Here is a 15,893-nt window from a genome sequence, read left to right on the forward strand (position 1 = left end):
GGGCTCTTGTAACCTGAACGCCATGACGTCCCGGGGAACGAAGATCGCCATGTTCCTCGCGGCCCTCGCGGCGGCGCTCGCGGCGGTCCTCGGGCCCGCGGCGGCGCACGCCTCCCCCTCGGCCCCCGCCGAGCGGGCCGTCACCGGCCGCGTGGTGATCATCGGGGTGCCCGCGCTGATGTGGAGCGACGTCACCCGCGAGAACACGCCCGCGCTGTGGGGGCTGACCGCGCAGGGCTCCGCCGCGGGCCTCAGCGTCCGCACCACCCGCGTCATCACCTGCCCGACCGACGGCTGGCTGACGCTGTCGGCGGGGCAGCGGTCGCGGCTCCCGCACGGCGACTGCGCGCTGCCGTCCACGCCGGTCCTGCCCGGCCAGGCCTCCCCCGCCGGCCCGCCGCCCGCCGGCGGGGCCGTCGCCGCCGGCTGGCCCACGATCAAGAGCGACAACGCCGGCACCAACTACCACGCGCGGATCGGGCTGCTCGGCGACGAGGTCCACCGGGCGGGCGGCTGCACGACGGCCGTCGGGCCCGGCGCGGTGTTCGGCGCCGCCGACGGCGCCGGCCGGGTCGACCGGTACGTCGCCTCGCCCGACAAGGCCACCGCCGCCGACTGGGCGCGCTGCCCCCTCGCCGCGGTCGACGTCGACGACCTCTTCCGCGCCTACATCACCGCGGGCGTCGACCCGCACGGCGACCAGGTCCCGCTGTCGGACGAGGTCCGCGCCGCCGCCGCGAAGGCCGCCGACCGCCGGGTCGCGCAGGTCGTGGCGGGGCTCCCCGAGGGGACGACCGTCCTGGTCGCGGGCCTGTCCGACACCGGCGTCAACCCGCACCTGCGCGTGGCCGTCGCCAAGGGCCCCGCCTACGGGCCCGGCTACATGACCTCCAGCGCCACCCGCCAGGACGGGCTGGTCACGCTGACCGACCTCACCGCGACGACGATGAAGCTGCTCGGGGTGAAGCAGCCCAAGGAGGCCGTCGGGTCCGCGTGGCGGTCGCAGCCGTCCACGTCGTCCACGCACGAGCGGGTCGACGCGCTCATGGACGAGGACGTCGCGGCGCAGGCGATCCGGGCCGTCCAGACGTCGTTCTACTGGGTGCTGTTCGCGGTGCAGCTCGTCCTGTACGGGATCGCGGTGGTCGCGCTGCGGCGCCTCGGCGGCGACCGCCGCTCGCGGGCGCGGATCCTCGGCGGCACCCGGGTGACGGCGCTGCTCGGCGGCGCGGCGCCCGGCGCGTCCTTCCTCGCCGGGCTGCTGCCGTGGTGGCGGGCCGAGCACCCGACGCCCGTCCTGATCTGCACCGTGCTGGGCTTCGCCGGGCTGCTGACGGGCGTGGCGCTCGCCGGGCCGTGGCGCCGCTCCACCGTCGTCCCCGGCCTGGTGATCACGGGGGTGACGGCGCTCGTCCTCGCGCTGGACGTGATGACGGGCTCCTCCCTCCAGCTCAACACGCTGATGGGCTACACCGCCCTCGTCGCCGGACGGTTCTACGGCTTCGGCAACCAGGCGTTCTCACTGTTCGCCGTCGCCGCGATCCTGACGGCGGCGTGGCTGACGGAGTACCCGCTGCGCCGGGGCAACCGGGCGCTCGCCGTCGCGATCGTGGCGGTGATCGGCGCGTTCACGGTCGCGGTGGACGGCCTGCCCGCGTTCGGCAGCGACTTCGGCGGCGTGCTGGCGATCGTCCCGGCGTTCGCGATGCTCGGCCTGATGGTCGCGGGCAAGCGCATATCGGCGCTCAAGCTCGGCCTGTTCTTCCTGGCCGGCATGGTCCTCGTGCTGGCCATCTCCTACGTCAACGCCCAGTCGGCCAACCCGACCCATCTCGGCCGGTTCTGGCAGGACCTCGTGGCCGGGGACGCGTGGGACGTCGTCACCCGCAAGTTCGACGCGATGCTGAACAGCCTCGGGTACTGGCCGTACACGCTCGCGCTGGCCGCCGCCGTCGTCTTCCTGTTCTTCGTCCTGGCGCGGCCCACGCGGTGGCGGGTGTCGCTGCTGCAGGGCGCCTACGAGAAGAGCCTCACGATGCGCCCGGCGGTGATCTGCGCGCTCGCGGTCGGCGTCATCGGCACGCTGGTGAACGACTCGGGCGTGGTGATCCTGTCGGTGGCGTTCAGCCTGGCGACCCCGCTGATGCTCGCCGCGGGGCTCCGGGCGCTGGAGCTCGACCTGAGGAACGCAGACACGCCGCCACCAGAGCCGTCAGGATCGCCAGAAGCGTCCACGGGACCACGGTCGGCCGAACGACGGTGAACAGCCACTCCAGGTCGTCCGGCAGCCGGATGCGGGCGGGCGCGCGGGCCGGCAGGTAGGCGAGGCTGAGCGCGGTGGTGTGGGCGAGCAGGATCCAGTCGATCCGCGTCCAGGGCAGCAGCGCCAGCAGCGCCCACCCGAACCCGTCGTACCAGGGCAGCGCGTAGGGCGCGGCCAGGAGCCACGCGAGGGCGATCGCGGCGGCGACGCGGCGCTCCTCCCCGCCGGGGACGAGGGGGTCCTCCCTGGGCAGGGCCCGGGCGAGCAGCACGAGCAGCGCCAGGCCGAGCAGCATCGCGCCCAGCTTGATGACCTCGCGCTGCGAGCCGCGGCCGAGCGACTCGTCCAGCAGGTGCCAGGGGGTCGCGAAGGAGACCATGTTGCTGGCCTCGCGGACCTGGTCGAGGGCGTGCGGCCCGGCGAGGGCGTAGGACAGCGCCGTGACGGCCGCGGCCCCGCCGAGCAGCGCGGCCAGATGGCCGATCGGCCACGTGCGGCGTTCCGTCCGGGTGCGGCGCAGCAGAACCCAGGCGGGCCCTCCGGCGACGAGCGCGGCGGGCAGCTTGATCGCCGTCCCGAGCCCGGCGAGCGCCCCGGCCGCCAGGGAGCGCGCCCAGCCCGCCCGGCCCGCGGCCGCGCCGCCGAAGACGGCGAGCGCGGCCACCATCGGCGCGATCGCGAGGACGTCGTTGTGCGCCCCCGCCACCAGGTGGAACAGCACGAGCGGGTTGCACGTCCACAGCAGCGCCGTGCGGAGCCGCCGCTCCTCCGTCCGGGACATCCGGTAGAGGACGAGGGCCGTCACCGCGAACGCGAGCACGTTCAGCACCGACAGGACGAAGACGGTCAGCCGCACCGAACCGCTGCCGATCCACGCGGCGAACGCCTGCCCGCCCGTGGCGACCGGCCCGTACACCGACGGCGTCGTCCGCCACTCCTCGGGCGCCCCGGCGACCGGGTCCTTCGGCAGGTCGACGGCGCTCGTGCGGTACGGGTCGTGCCCCGTCGCGGCCATCCGCCCGTAGGAGGCGTAGTTCAGGTGGTCGGTGGACCCGACCGGCGGCATGAACATGAACGCGACCGCCGCCAGCAGGCCCGCGGCGACCAGCGGCAGGGCCCGCACGCGCCAGCCCCTGCGGACGGCGGCGAAGCACAGGCCGAGCCCCAGCGCGCTCACGACGATCCCCGCGACGACGAGGCCGATCACCAGGTACGGCGACGGGTGGACGTCCAGCGCGTACGGCGGCTCCGAGCGCGGCCCCTCCAGCTCCGGCTCGAACACCGACGGCCCGAGCAGCGCGGTGGCGGCGAAGCAGGCGACGCCGGCTCCGATCCCCCACAGCCCGCCCGTGCCGAGACGGGTCACGGGCGGCTGCCGCGCAGGCGGTCGAGCCCTCTGGCCACCGCTGGTTCGCGCGCGGCGAGCGCTCGCGCCACGTCCCGGAACTGCCTGGCGCGGTGCATCTGGGAGCGCCAGTCGGTGCCGGTGGCGCGGTGCGCGAGCGGCACCTCCACCTCCGTCACCCGGAACCCGGCACGCAGCAGGTCGATGGTGAGCGCGGTCTCGACCCCGAACCCGGCGGCGAGCGGGAGCGCGGCGTCGAACGCGGCGCGGGTCAGGCAGCGCTGCCCGTTCAGGGGCGCGGTGGCCTCCCAGCCGGTGGCGCGGCGGATCCCGTCGCGCGACAGCCGGACCACGAACCCGTGCCCGCCGAGCTTCACGGTCGTGGTGAACACGGCGATCGTCATGTCGGCCTCACCGGACCTGACCGGCTCGACCAGCGGCGCGGCCTCGCGCGCGGTCTCGGCGAGGTCGGCGTCCAGGAACAGCAGGTGGCGGGGCTGGTCGCGGCCCTCGTCCAGCAGCCGGACGGCCTCGGCCCCGCTCTCCATCGCGGCGCCCTTGCCCCGGTTCCGGCTGTGCCGCACGACCCGTGCCCCGGCCTCGCGGGCCACCCGCCCGGTGCCGTCGGAGGAGCCGTCGTCGATCACCACGACCAGGTCGGCCCCGGGAAGCTCCTGGGCGGCCTTGACCGTGGCCGCGATGCGGTCGGCTTCGTCCTTGGCCGGGATGCATACCGCTACGTCCTGCATAACCGCGATCGTAGTCGGGGACGGGCGCGCGGTGCCGCAGGGCACGAGGTAACGGACCAAGCCATTACCCGCCGGACAGGTCGGCGACCCGCGGGGTTCACCCGCGGCGCCGGCGGTCGAGGACGACGGGCCGGAAAGGTCAGCCGGCGTCCAGGACCGGCGCCGCCTCCGTCACGGTGAAGACGGTGTCGAGCCCGGTCACCTGCAGGATCCGCTTCACGGCGGGGCGCGGCGCGGCCAGTTCCAGCGCGCCGCCCTGCTCCTTCAGCCGCTTCATGGCCGAGAGCAGCACGTTCATGCCCGTCGAGTCGCAGAACTCCACGCCGCTCATGTCGACCACGATGTGGTCGGCCTGGTCGCGCAGCAGGCCCGCGAGGGCCGCCTGCAACCGTGGCGCGGTGTACAGGTCGAGCTCACCGGTCGCCGTGACAACGGCGTGACCCCCCTGAGACGCGGTCGAGACGTTTAGCTCCACGTCCGGCACACTATCTCGCGAACGGCCCGGGAGCCAGGCGGTTCGCCAAGTCCCCTGCGCCGTGGGTGTTTCCGGGGCGTGTCGCCGCCTTGCCAGTCCCGCACGCTTTGAGTACTACGCACCGTAATGTAACGATTTCAGCGTTCCGAGGCGCCGATCCGGTCCGCCGATATCGCGGGTTCTTCCCGCACGATCGTCCGGAGTAGGGGAACCTGAACGGGTGCAACAGCGGCATGGTCGACTGCGCGAGCGCCTGGAGACGATCCGGGCGCGGGCGGCGAAGTCCAGCACGTGGCGAACGTCCACCCAGGTCCTGTTCCGCTTGGTGAACAAGGACGGCTTCGTCCCGGTCCGGACGCGTCTGTCCCGCGAGGACCTCGCCTTCCTCGCCGGCGCCCGCGAGGAGGTCATCGCCTTCGCCGACCTCACCCTGCGCCTGGTCGACCTGCACCGCCCGCAGGAGGCCGGCGGCATCACCAGCGACCCCGACCGCCCCATCCGCCGCTGCCGCGCCTGCATGTCCCGCTGGCCCTGCGCCACCTACCGCACCGTCACCGAGGCCCTGGACCCCTGACCCACCCGGACGCGCGAACCCACGCAACACCTCAATGCTTGCGATCGCGCCCAAAGGCAGTTCCCAGCGAACCCGATCCCGCAAGGCGAGCCAAAGCGAAGCGAAGCGAGCAATCGCCCCGAGTGTCAGGGCGGCGGAGAGCCGACAGCGACAAATGCCGTCTACTACGCCAACCGCGGCCTTGGGAGCAACCACCCAACAACCTGAGAAGTCGCGATCGCGTCCAAAGGCAGATTCGAGCGAAGCAAGAATCTGATCGCGCAGCGAGCCGCAAGGCGAGACGAAGCGATGCCAGCGATCGCCCGCTTTTATCGCCGATGGAGGGCCGCCAGGCCCGAAGGAGAAGATAAAAGCAAGCTAACACGGAAGGCGGACTTCGAAGCGGCAGCCGGGGCCGGTGTTGGCGACGCCGATCTCGCCCGCGTGGGCCTCGACGATGCCGCGGGCGATGGCGAGGCCGAGGCCGGCGCCGCCGCCCGGGGTCCGGGCGGCCTCGCCGCGGAACGCGACGTCGAACACGCGCGGCAGGTCGCCTTCCGGGATGCCGCCGCAGGCGTCGGCCACCGTCACCCGGGCCTCGCCGCCGCGGACCTCGCCGGTGATCTCCACCGCGCCGTCGCCCGGGGTGTGCCGGATCGCGTTCACGACGAGGTTGCGCAGCGCACGGCCGAGCTCTCCCGCGTCCACCTGGACGGGCAGCCCCTCCCGGACCTCGCCGCGCAGCCGGACGCCCTTGGCGCGGGCCAGCGCCTCGGTGCCGGCGACCGCCTCGGCGACCAGGTCCGCGAGGCCGACGCGCTCGCGGGACAGGCGCAGGGCGCCCGCGTGGATGCGGGACAGCTCGAACAGGTCGTCCACCATCTCGGTGAGCCGTTCCACCTCGACGCGGATGCGGCCGTGGTAGCGGCGGGTCGTCTCCTCGTCGGCGACGACCTCGTCCTCCAGGGCCTCGGCCATCGCACGGAGCCCGGCCAGCGGGGTGCGCAGGTCGTGGCTCACCCAGGCGACCAGCTCGCGGCGGCTCGCCTCCAGGGCCTTCTCGCGCTCGTGCGCGGCGGCCAGCCGGTCGTAGGCGGCCTCCAGCTCGCGGGACAGCTCCGCCAGTTCGGCCGGAAGGTGCGCCGAGGGGGGACGGAAGCGGTCCGCGCGGACGGCCTCGACCAGGGTCCGGTTCGCGGCCACCAGACGGCGGCCGAGCAGGACCGACACCGCCATCGCGACCAGTCCGGCGGAGGTCACGACGGCGAGCACCACCGAGCGGTCGTGGTCGTTCAGCAGCATCATGAACGAGATCACGAGGATGCCGGAGATGGTCGCCAGCACCGTGGCGGCGCCGACGACGACCAGCTGCGTGGCGACCGAGCGGGCGCGCAGCGCGTGCAGCGCGGCGAGGGCGACCGCCGCGACGGCGAACGCGGCCAGCGCCGCGTAGAAGACCACCCAGAGCAGGTCCTCGAACGGGATCATCGGCCGGTCTCCGCGGGCTCGTAGCGGTAGCCGACGCCCCACACGGTGACGATGCGGCGCGGCGCGGTCGGGTCGTCCTCGATCTTCTCGCGCAGCCGCCGGACGTGGACGGTCACCGTGGAGGAGTCGCCGAACGTCCAGTCCCAGACGCGTTCGAGCAGCTCGTCGCGGGTGAAGGCCTGCCGCGGATGGCGCAGCAGGAACGCCAGCAGGTCGAACTCGCGGGAGGTGAGCGCGAGCCGCTCGCCGCGCAGTTCCGCCTCGTGCGCGCCGACGTCCACGACGAGGCCGCCGTCGCGGAGCGGGCCGGACGGGCCGGTCGGGACGAGCGCGCCCCGCGCCCGCCGCAGCACCGAGCGGACGCGCAGCGCCAGCTCGCGGGGGCTGAACGGCTTCGTGACGTAGTCGTCGGCGCCGATCTCCAGCCCGACGAGCCGGTCGGTCTCCGTGCCGAGCGCCGTCAGCATCACGATCGGGACGGTCGAGGTCTCGCGGAGCCGCCGGCACACCTCCAGGCCGTCCATCCCGGGCAGCATGAGGTCGAGGACGACGAGGTCCGGGGGCTCGTCGAGGGCCCTGCGCAGGGCGGTCCGGCCGTCGGCGACGCACACGACCTCGTGTCCGTCGCGGGCCAGGTAGCGGGCGACGACCTCGGCGACCGTCGGGTCGTCGTCGACCACCAGGACGCGTCCGGCATGGGGGGCGCTGTTCACCCCTCAAAGTTAGGGCCCCCGCCGCGGGACCCGTCCGGCACGTCACCACCCCGTAAGGAGTCGATCATGCTTTCACCTGGGCGGCCTGCGAAATCGGACGAACATCGCTTTAATGGCGCGATGCCGCAGAATCGCTCCGCGACCTCCAACGGCGGGGTCATCGCCCTGATCCTGGTCGGGGGCGCGGTCGCCACCGGCGTCGCCGCGCTGTTCATGACCGTGCGGTCGTACGCGTCGCCGGCCATGCTGGGGTTCCGCACGTCCCCGGCCTACTTCCTGATCGCGTGCCTGTTCGCCGGGGTGGTGGTCGGCGCGGCCGTCCTGCTGACGCGGCCCCGCGGGCCGCTGGCGCCGATCGCGGCAGGGCTGTCGGCGTACGTGGCGATGGAGGTCGGCGGACGGATGGGCGTGTTCCTCGGCGTCGTGCTGTCCGATCAGGGGCTGCCGAGCGGCCACTTCGTCACGGCGCTGCTGAAGCCCGCCTTCGGGCGGTACCAGGCGTACGAGCTCCTGGCGCTGGTGGTGGCGGCGGGGCTCGCGGGGCTGCGCGTGCTGACGGCCAAGACCGGCGGCGCGTCCCAGCCCTGGAACGCGGGCGCCCCCGGCGGGCCGCCGATGCCGGGCGGGGCGCCGTTCCCCGGCCAACCCATGCAGCCGCCGTCCTACCAGCAGCCTTTCCCCGGCCCGGGTCAGGGTCCGGTCCCCGGGGGTCCTCAGGGTCCTCCTCCGCCGCACGGCGGTGCCTAGGTCGTTCCCGAGGCTGATGACCCCCGGGGAGCGAGCGCATACGGTGGAGCCATGGGTAAGACGATCCTGACCGTCCTCGGTGTGGTCCTCGCGGTGTGGCTGGTGGTCACCGTCATCGGCGCGATCTTCTCGATGCTGAAGTTCTTCTTCTTCATCGGACTCGTCGCCGTCGCGGTGGTACTCGCCGTGACCGCGGTCTCCAAGTTGTCGAAAAGCCGCTAGGCGAGCGGCCCGATCCCCTTGCCGCGATGTCGCCGGTGACCGCATGATGCCGGAATAACCAGGCGGTCATCGGCGAAGGAGACCCTCGTGCCAGGTCTTGACGGAGTGCTGCGCGAACGAGCGCTCGCCTATCCCGACCGTGTCGCGTACATCGCGGGCGACACCGAGATCTCCTACGGCGACTTCGACCGGCGCGTCGACCGGGTGGCCGCGGCGCTCGCCGCCGCCGGGCTCGGCCCCGGCGACCGGGTCGCGGTCCTCGACAAGAACTCCCTCGAATACGCCGAGCTGCTCTTCGGCGCGACCCGGATCGGCGCCGCGCAGGTCCCGGTGAACTACCGGCTGGCGCCCGACGAGGTCGCCTACATCGTCAACAACGCCCAGGCGAAGGTCTTCGTCGTCGGCCCCGAGTTCCTCCCCGTCCTGGACGCGATCGCCGGCAAGCTCGAGCACACCGACCTGACGGTCGTCGTCTCCGGCGCCGGCCACGCCCACCAGGACTACGCCGCCTGGATCGACGCGGCCCCCGCCGAGCCCCCGGCGTACGAGCCCGACAGCGGGGACGTGTTCGTCCAGCTCTACTCGTCCGGCACGACGGGCCTGCCCAAGGGCGTCATGCTGACGCACGACAACTTCCTGTCGGCGCTCGCGGTGACCAACGACGTGTGGGACATCGACGCGTCGTCCGTGCTGATGATCGCGATGCCGATGTACCACGTGGCCGGCAACGTGCTCACCGTCTCCGCCGTCTACAACGGCCTCACCGGGGTCGTCACGCGCGAGCCCGACCCGACGGCGATCGCGCGGGGCATCGAGCGGCACCGCGTCACGCACATCTTCCTCGTCCCGGTGCTGCTCCAGTTCATGCCGCTGATCCCCGAGGTCACGGCCGCCGACATGTCCAGCCTGCGGCTCATGCTGTACGGCGCGTCCCCGATCAGCGAGGACGTCCTGCGCACCGCCATGGCGATGCTGCCGACCACCGACTTCCGGCAGGTGTACGGCCTGACGGAGGTCACCGGCGCGATCACCTCCCTGCCGCCCGAGGACCACGACCCGGACGGCCCGAACGCGCACCGGCTGCGCAGCGCCGGCCTCCCGAACGACAACACCGAGCTCCGGATCGTGGACCCGGCCACCGGGGACGAGCTGCCGACCGGGCAGGTGGGCGAGATCATCTGCCGGACGCCGCAGAACATGAAGGGCTACTGGGGCATGCCGGACGCGACGGCGAGCGCGCTGTCGGAGGACAACTGGTTCCGGACGGGCGACGCCGGCTACCTCGACGAGGACGGCTACCTCTACATCCACGACCGCGTCAAGGACATGATCATTTCCGGCGGGGAGAACATCTACCCCGCCGAGGTGGAGAACGTCCTGATGGGCCACCCCGCCGTCAGCGACTGCGCGGTCATCGGCGTCCCCGACGAGCGCTGGGGCGAGACGCCGAAGGCGATCGTGGTGGCGGCCGAGGACGTCTCCGGCCAGGAGATCATCGACTACTGCCGCGAGCGCCTGGCCCACTTCAAGTGCCCCACCTCGGTCGAGCGCCGCGAGGCGATCCCCCGCAACCCCACCGGCAAGATCCTCAAGCGCGACCTCCGCGCCCCCTACTGGCAGAACGCCGACCGCGGAGTGCACTGAATTTATTGCTTCTATCTCCTCCTTCGGGCCTGGCGGCCCTCCATCGTCGATAAAAGCGGGCGATCGCTGGCATCGCTCCGTCTCGCCTTGGCGGCTCGCTGCGCGATCAGGTTCTCGCTTCGCTCGAACCTGCCTTCGGACGCGATCGCGGTTCCTCAGCTTGTTACGTGGTTGCTGCGCAAGCTGAGGTTGTCGCTGTGATCGTGCGGGGCTACTGGTATCGCACGACTGCGGAGAGAGGGCGGTGGTCCGAGGCCTTGACGGGGGCCGCCGGGACGCTGCAGGAGACGGCGGCCGACTTGCCGATGAACAGGTAGTCGGTCTTGTCCAGCGCGGTGCCCTGCCAGTTCTGCCGCGTGTTCGCCCCCGCCCTGGATGCCCCGGTCTGGTCGCACTCGTCGTAGGCGGCGTAGAGGGGGTCGAGGGCCGTGCTCTCCGGGACGTCGGCGAGGTCGCCGCCGACGAGAACGCGGTCCGTGCCCGCGAGGGTGGCGAGGGCGCCGGCCTCCTTGCGGCGCCACTGGCCGCTCTCAGCGGCGCTGAACTGGGTGACGCAGACGCGGGTCGTCCAGGACGGGACCTCGCCGCACAGGGCGATGCGGCTGACTCCGTCGGACGCGGGCAGCTTGACCTGCCGCTGCGCGGTGAGCGGGGCGTCGGTGCCGATGGCGACGCCGGCGCGGCCCTGCCCGGCCGCGCACGTCCCGTCGCCGGGCGCGAACGCCCAGCTCCACCTGGGCAGGGACGTCTTGAACGAGCGGACCTGACCCTCGCAGACCTCCTGGAGCAGGGCGGCGTTGGGGCGCACCGTGCGCCCGCCGACCTCGGTCTCCCGCATCCGCTGGACGATCTCCTTGGTGAGCTTGGCGGGCGCGGTGCCGGTGGGGCAGTCGGAGCCGCCGCAGACGTTCCAGCTCACCGCGTTGATCGTCACGGCGGCGGGGCGGGGTGCGGCCCCGTCGGCGTGGGCGGGACCACCCCCGCCCGGCAGGCCCTCGATGCTGGCTCCGGTGGCGGCGGCGGTCACGACCGCGGCGGCCGCACAGACCGAGAGCAGGGGAATCAGGGCGCGGGGGGATCGCACACGTGCTCCAGACGGGGGGATCTGCGGGGGTGATGTCGGAATCTCACCACATCAAGATCGCATCCGCCAGCCGTTCGCGACCACTCGGTGGCGGGAGGCCGGGGGCTGCCCGATCAAGGTTAGGGGCCCCGGCGAGTGCCGGGGCCCCTCTGCCGCTAGTCGAGCAGCGCGGTGACGGTGCCCGCGCCGACCGTCCGGCCGCCCTCGCGGACGGCGAAGCCGAGCCCCTCGGTCATCGCGACCGGCTTGCCCAGCTCGACGGCCATCTCGACCGAGTCGCCGGGCAGCGCCATGCCGCCCTCGCCGAGGTCCACGGCGCCGACCACGTCCGTGGTGCGGAAGTGGAAGTGCGGCCGGTAGCCGTGGAGGAACGGCCTGCTCCGCCCGCCCTCGTCGGCGGCGAGCACCCGGACCAGGGCCCGGAACCGCAGGTGCGGGCGGATCGCGCCCGGCGCGCTGACCACCTGGCCGCGCCGCACCTGGTCCCGCTTGACGCCGCGCAGCAGCATGGCGGTGTTGTCGCCCGCCTCGGCGTACTCCATCGTCCGCCCGAACGTCTCCAGCCCCGTCGCGACGGAGCCGAACGTGTCGCCGAGCCCGACGACCTCGACCGCGTCCCCGCTCCGTATCGCGCCCTGCGCCACGACGCCGGTCACGACGGTGCCGCGGCCGGTGATCGTGAACACGCTCTCGACCGGCATCAGGAACGGCTCGTCGAGCGCCCTGCGCGGCACGGGCACGTACGCATCGATCGCGTCGAGCAGGTCGACGATCCGGGCCGTCCAGTACGGGTCGCCCTCCAGCGCCCGGAGCCCGGACACGCGCACGATCGGGACCTCCTCGCCCGGGAAGCCGTACTCGGTGAGCAACTCCCTGACCTCCAGCTCGACGAGGTCGAGGAGTTCGGTGTCCTCGACCATGTCGGCCTTGTTCAGCGCCACCACGATGTGCCCGACGCCGACCTGCCGCGCCAGCACGACGTGCTCGCGCGTCTGCGGCATGGCGCCGTCCTGGACGGACACGACCAGCACGGCCCCGTCCACCTGGGCGGCACCGGAGATCATGTTCTTCACGTAGTCGGCGTGGCCGGGCATGTCGACGTGGGCGTAGTGCCGGGTCGCGGTCGCGTACTCGACGTGCGCGACGTTGATGGTGATGCCCCGGTCGCGCTCCTCGGGCGCGCGGTCGATGCGGTCGAACGGCACCGGGGACGCCAGCCCGCGGTCGGCGAGCACCTTGGTGATCGCCGCGGTCAGCGTGGTCTTGCCGTGGTCGACGTGCCCCATCGTGCCGATGTTCAGGTGCGGCTTGTCGCGCTCGTAGAGCTGCTTGGCCATCGTCTCGTCCTCACTGGTGGATCCGGTGAGAACCGACCGCGCGCACTCGGGCGCCGGTCCGGTGACGACCCCCCTCCGCTGGTTCTCCGGAGGGTGGGACGGAGAGGGGTCAGCTTCGCAGGCCGTCGAAGACGACCGCGTCGGCTGCCGCCGAGAAGGCAGCCGGCACCGCGCTCAGCAGGGCGATGCCTGCGAGCGTCCGGGTGCCGGCTGCGAGGAACATGCCCCGGACATTACGGCCGCCTCCGGCGGAAGTCGACAGGTTTTCCGATGCTTCACGGCAGCCGGCCCCGCCGTCGGGGCAGGGCCGGTCACCGGGTGCCGGGGTTCAGCAGCCGGACGGGGTCGCGTCAGGGCCGGGGAGCGGGGCACGGTCGACGATCGCGGTGTCCAGAAGGGCGCTGGACTGGGTCGTGGTGCCCGGCACACCGAACGGGCCGCCCTTGCCCGCGACGACGTCGCGGGTGCCCAGGAAGCGGTGGCTCGCCCGGTCGAAGACGAGCTCGTCGCGGACGCCGTCCCGGGTGCGGGTGACCGCGACCCCGTGGCGTCCCGCGGCGTCGACACCGTCGTCCCTCAGCCGGACCCCGGGGATCTCGGCGATCGCGCGGTACAGCGCCGCGCGCACCCGGGGCGGCGCGGGCCGGTCGATCAGGTCGGACGCGGCCGCCCACTGCCGGTCGCCCCGGTCGCCCTCGCCCTGGTCCGCCAGGAGGTCGAGCAGGGCGCCGGTGTCGGTGGGCAGGGCTCCGAGGTAGGGGCGCTCGATCGGCGGCGACGCCGGGCAGGGGCCGACCACGCTCTCGCCGTCCGGCGGGAGCTCCTCGCCCGGACGCGGCCGGACCGAGTTCTTCTCGATGACGAGGCCGCTCCCCGCGCCGCCGGCGGGCAGCCAGGTCCGGGTGCGGACCTCGTACCAGCGGCCCGTGCCGCCGACCCGCCGCCGCGTCACGGTCTCCTGGTAGACGATCTGGTCGGCGCGGGGCGCCGGGGCGGCCGCCGCCCGGTCGGCGGCCCGGTCGAGGACGGCGGCGACCTCGGCCGTCCGCCCGGGTTCCCGGTGACCGGCGAGGAACGTGGCCACCACACCCGCACAGGCCGCGGCGGCGACGCCGGACAGCAGCAGCGGGCGCCGCCGCCGGACGGGCCCGCCGTACGCCCGCCGCCGCCAGCGGTTCTCGGCCCCGGTCACGTCGATGTCCGCGGGGACCTCGGAGCGCAGCCGCTCCACCAGCTTGAGCTCATCCATCGTGGTCCTCCTCGGCGAGGGCTTCGCGCAGCTTGCGGCGGATCCTGTTCATGCGGGACCGGACCGTCCCGGCGGGCACGGCGAGGGCTTCGGCGACCTCGTCGTAGGTCAGCCCCGCCCACGTCACCAGCAGCAGCACTTCGCGCTGCGCCGCGGGCAGACCGGCGATGGCCGCGGCGACCGCCCGCGACCGGGCGCCCGCCTGGACGCGGTCCTCGACCGCGTCCGTGAAGGGCTCGGTGACCGGGTCGAGTCCGTTGCGCGCGAGGGCGCGCAGGGCCCGCACCTCGGCGCGGCGGTGGCGGCGGATCAGGTTGGTCGCGATCCCGTAGAGCCACGGCCGCGCGTCGGGACGCGCCGCGTCGTAGCGGCGGCGGCGGTCGAAGGCGACGAGGAAGGTCTCGGCGACGACGTCCTCGGCGGCGTCCCGGCCCAGGCGCCGCGCCGCGTACCGCATGATCTCCGGGGCGTGCCGGCGGAACAGGCCCGCGAACCTCTCGGGCTCGGTCCGGGACGCGGCGATCAGGGACGCGTCGGTGGGGTCGTCATCGGCGGCGGGCTCGGGCCGCGGGGGCGAGGAGCGGCTCGTGGTCGGCATGCGCGGGCCTCTCGGTCGTGGACGTTTCACCCCCTCTTGCCCGTGCGGCCGCGTACGGGTCCCTCCGGTTCAGGAGCCGTCCTCGACGACGCCGGCGCGGGTCTCGCGTTCCGGCGCGCGGAGCAGGAGGTAGCCGAGCAGGGCGCCGGCGATCTGGAACCCGGCGATCGCGAGGACCAGGCCGACCGGGCCGATCGCGTCGGCGGACGCGGCGGTCAGCGCGGCGCCGACCGCGGACGCGCCGATCTTGAGGCTGCCGGCCGTGGTGTTGACCTGCCCGAGCCGGTCGGGGGGCGACTCGCGCTGGCGCAGCATGAGCGTGGCCGCGAACACCGGCCCCTCCGCGACGCCCGCGGCGACGAACGCCGCCGTCGCCCACGGCAGGGAGGGCGTGACGGCGAGCGCGGCGAGCGACGCGCCGAACGCGACGAGTCCGGCGATCATGACGGGTTCGGCGTGCCGGGGCGTCAGCCACCGGCTGGACGCCAGGGAGCCGATCAGCGAGCCGACCGCCATCGCCACGAGGAGCCGCCCGCCCGCGCTGGGCGGCGCGCCGATGTGCTCGGCGAGCAGGACCGCCGTGACGGCGACGCCGCCGAAGCCCATCCACGCGAGGGTCGTCGCGACGGTCAGGCCCCGCAGCACCCGGCCCTGAGCCAGCACCACCAGCCCGCCTGTGATCACTGAGCCGACCCCGGCCGGCGGCGGCCGGGTCCGCGCGCCCGTCTCGGTCTCGACGGCCGCGGCCCGCCCGCCGACCGCGCCGGTGTCGGCCGCGGCCTCCACCGCCGCGCTGCCCGGCGTGGCCGCGTCGGCGCTCGCGGACGGGCCGGGGAAGGGCAGGAACGGGAGGGTCAGGAGGCCGAGGACGCCGACCGCAACGACGGCGGTTCCGGCGTACTGGCCGCCGGCCAGGGCGGCCAGGCCGGCGGCGAGGCCGGGGCCGGCGATCCCGGCGAGGTTGTAGCTGGAGGCCTCCAGCCCGTAGGCGCGCGAGAGCCGGCCGGCCGGGACGAACCGGGGCAGCAGGCTGGTCAGCGCGACGACGATGGGCTCGGTGCAGCCGATCACGGCGGCGACGACCAGCGCCAGGGCGAGCGGCGAGCGTCCCGCGAGGACCAGCAGCAGCCCGGTCGCGGCGACGTAGCAGGCGGCGAGGGCGACGGCGCCGCGGCGGGGGCGCGCCACCCGGTCCAGCGCGTTCCCGATCACGGGGCCGCTCAGCACGTACGGCAGCGTCATCGCGGTCTGCAGGTACCCGGCGGTGGCGGCGTGGCCGGTCCGCGCCTGGACGGTCAGGACCAGCGCGGTCGCGACGCCCTCGGCGGAGACGCGCAGCATCGTCGCCGAGGTGAGGTGGAGGGGCAGCCCCGCGTTCCTGCCGATCACCCTCGAATGGTGGCATATCGTCCGCCGCCTAGACTGC

Annotated in this window: 14 protein-coding genes and 1 pseudogene; 5 read left to right on the plus strand and 10 right to left on the minus strand. The window is 73.9% G+C overall.

What is annotated here, in order from left to right:
• Positions 1-22 precede the first annotated feature (22 nt).
• On the plus strand, positions 23-2,263 hold the full coding sequence (locus tag ABD944_RS01940) for a hypothetical protein (RefSeq protein ID WP_345171645.1): 2,241 nt from the start codon (positions 23-25) through the stop codon (positions 2,261-2,263).
• Between the two features lie 529 nt (positions 2,264-2,792).
• Here the strand turns inward: ABD944_RS01940 and mptB are convergent.
• The 3 genes and pseudogenes from mptB to ABD944_RS01955 all read right to left on the minus strand — a co-directional run.
• Positions 2,793-3,629 (minus strand): annotated as a pseudogene (mptB, locus tag ABD944_RS01945) (polyprenol phosphomannose-dependent alpha 1,6 mannosyltransferase MptB); the annotation flags it as partial.
• Complete coding sequence (locus ABD944_RS01950) at positions 3,626-4,357, minus strand: glycosyltransferase family 2 protein (protein WP_345171647.1); 732 nt, start codon at positions 4,355-4,357, stop codon at positions 3,626-3,628. The pseudogene mptB and the gene ABD944_RS01950, both read right to left, overlap by 4 nt.
• 139 nt (positions 4,358-4,496) lie before the next feature.
• A complete protein-coding gene (locus tag ABD944_RS01955; RefSeq protein ID WP_179831569.1) occupies positions 4,497-4,832 on the minus strand; it encodes an STAS domain-containing protein in 336 nt (111 codons plus the stop codon).
• A 220-nt stretch (positions 4,833-5,052) separates the two neighbouring features.
• Between ABD944_RS01955 and ABD944_RS01960 the strand changes: the two genes are divergently transcribed.
• Complete coding sequence (locus ABD944_RS01960; protein WP_345171650.1) at positions 5,053-5,406, plus strand: hypothetical protein; 354 nt, start codon at positions 5,053-5,055, stop codon at positions 5,404-5,406.
• A 357-nt stretch (positions 5,407-5,763) separates the two neighbouring features.
• Here the strand turns inward: ABD944_RS01960 and ABD944_RS01965 are convergent, their stop codons facing one another.
• Both ABD944_RS01965 and ABD944_RS01970 read right to left on the minus strand, forming a co-directional pair.
• The gene (locus ABD944_RS01965) at positions 5,764-6,873 is read right to left on the minus strand and encodes a sensor histidine kinase (RefSeq protein ID WP_345171652.1); all 1,110 of its coding nucleotides are present in this window, start codon (positions 6,871-6,873) and stop codon (positions 5,764-5,766) included.
• Positions 6,870-7,586 (minus strand): response regulator, encoded by a 717-nt coding sequence (locus tag ABD944_RS01970; protein ID WP_345171654.1) that lies wholly within the window; start codon positions 7,584-7,586, stop codon positions 6,870-6,872. The genes ABD944_RS01965 and ABD944_RS01970 overlap by 4 nt, the downstream gene beginning before the upstream one ends.
• 120 nt (positions 7,587-7,706) lie before the next feature.
• Between ABD944_RS01970 and ABD944_RS01975 the strand changes: the two genes are divergently transcribed.
• The 3 genes from ABD944_RS01975 to ABD944_RS01985 all read left to right on the plus strand — a co-directional run bounded on the left by ABD944_RS01975 (position 7,707) and on the right by ABD944_RS01985 (position 10,199).
• A complete protein-coding gene (locus tag ABD944_RS01975) occupies positions 7,707-8,333 on the plus strand; it encodes a hypothetical protein (protein WP_345171656.1) in 627 nt (208 codons plus the stop codon).
• Positions 8,334-8,384: 51 nt separating this feature from the next.
• Positions 8,385-8,555, plus strand: coding sequence for a hypothetical protein (locus ABD944_RS01980; RefSeq protein WP_345171658.1), 171 nt, complete (start codon positions 8,385-8,387; stop codon positions 8,553-8,555).
• A gap of 87 nt (positions 8,556-8,642) precedes the next feature.
• Positions 8,643-10,199 (plus strand): long-chain-fatty-acid--CoA ligase, encoded by a 1,557-nt coding sequence (locus ABD944_RS01985; RefSeq protein WP_345171660.1) that lies wholly within the window; start codon positions 8,643-8,645, stop codon positions 10,197-10,199.
• A 211-nt stretch (positions 10,200-10,410) separates the two neighbouring features.
• On the opposite strand, the gene ABD944_RS01990 is transcribed toward ABD944_RS01985, so the two are convergent.
• The 5 genes from ABD944_RS01990 to ABD944_RS02010 form a co-directional block, all read right to left on the minus strand.
• The gene (locus tag ABD944_RS01990) at positions 10,411-11,283 is read right to left on the minus strand and encodes an endonuclease/exonuclease/phosphatase family protein (protein ID WP_345171661.1); all 873 of its coding nucleotides are present in this window, start codon (positions 11,281-11,283) and stop codon (positions 10,411-10,413) included.
• 155 nt (positions 11,284-11,438) lie between these two features.
• Complete coding sequence (tuf, locus tag ABD944_RS01995; protein ID WP_345171663.1) at positions 11,439-12,620, minus strand: elongation factor Tu; 1,182 nt, start codon at positions 12,618-12,620, stop codon at positions 11,439-11,441.
• A 328-nt stretch (positions 12,621-12,948) separates the two neighbouring features.
• Complete coding sequence (locus ABD944_RS02000) at positions 12,949-13,869, minus strand: CU044_5270 family protein (protein WP_345171665.1); 921 nt, start codon at positions 13,867-13,869, stop codon at positions 12,949-12,951.
• The gene (locus ABD944_RS02005) at positions 13,862-14,467 is read right to left on the minus strand and encodes an RNA polymerase sigma factor (RefSeq protein ID WP_345171667.1); all 606 of its coding nucleotides are present in this window, start codon (positions 14,465-14,467) and stop codon (positions 13,862-13,864) included. Before ABD944_RS02005 ends, ABD944_RS02000 begins: the two co-directional genes overlap by 8 nt.
• Before the next feature lie 69 nt (positions 14,468-14,536).
• Complete coding sequence (locus ABD944_RS02010; RefSeq protein WP_345171669.1) at positions 14,537-15,856, minus strand: MFS transporter; 1,320 nt, start codon at positions 15,854-15,856, stop codon at positions 14,537-14,539.
• Positions 15,857-15,893 lie beyond the last annotated feature (37 nt).

This window comes from Actinomadura verrucosospora, from assembly GCF_039540335.1.
Lineage (GTDB): Bacteria > Actinomycetota > Actinomycetes > Streptosporangiales > Streptosporangiaceae > Spirillospora > Spirillospora verrucosospora.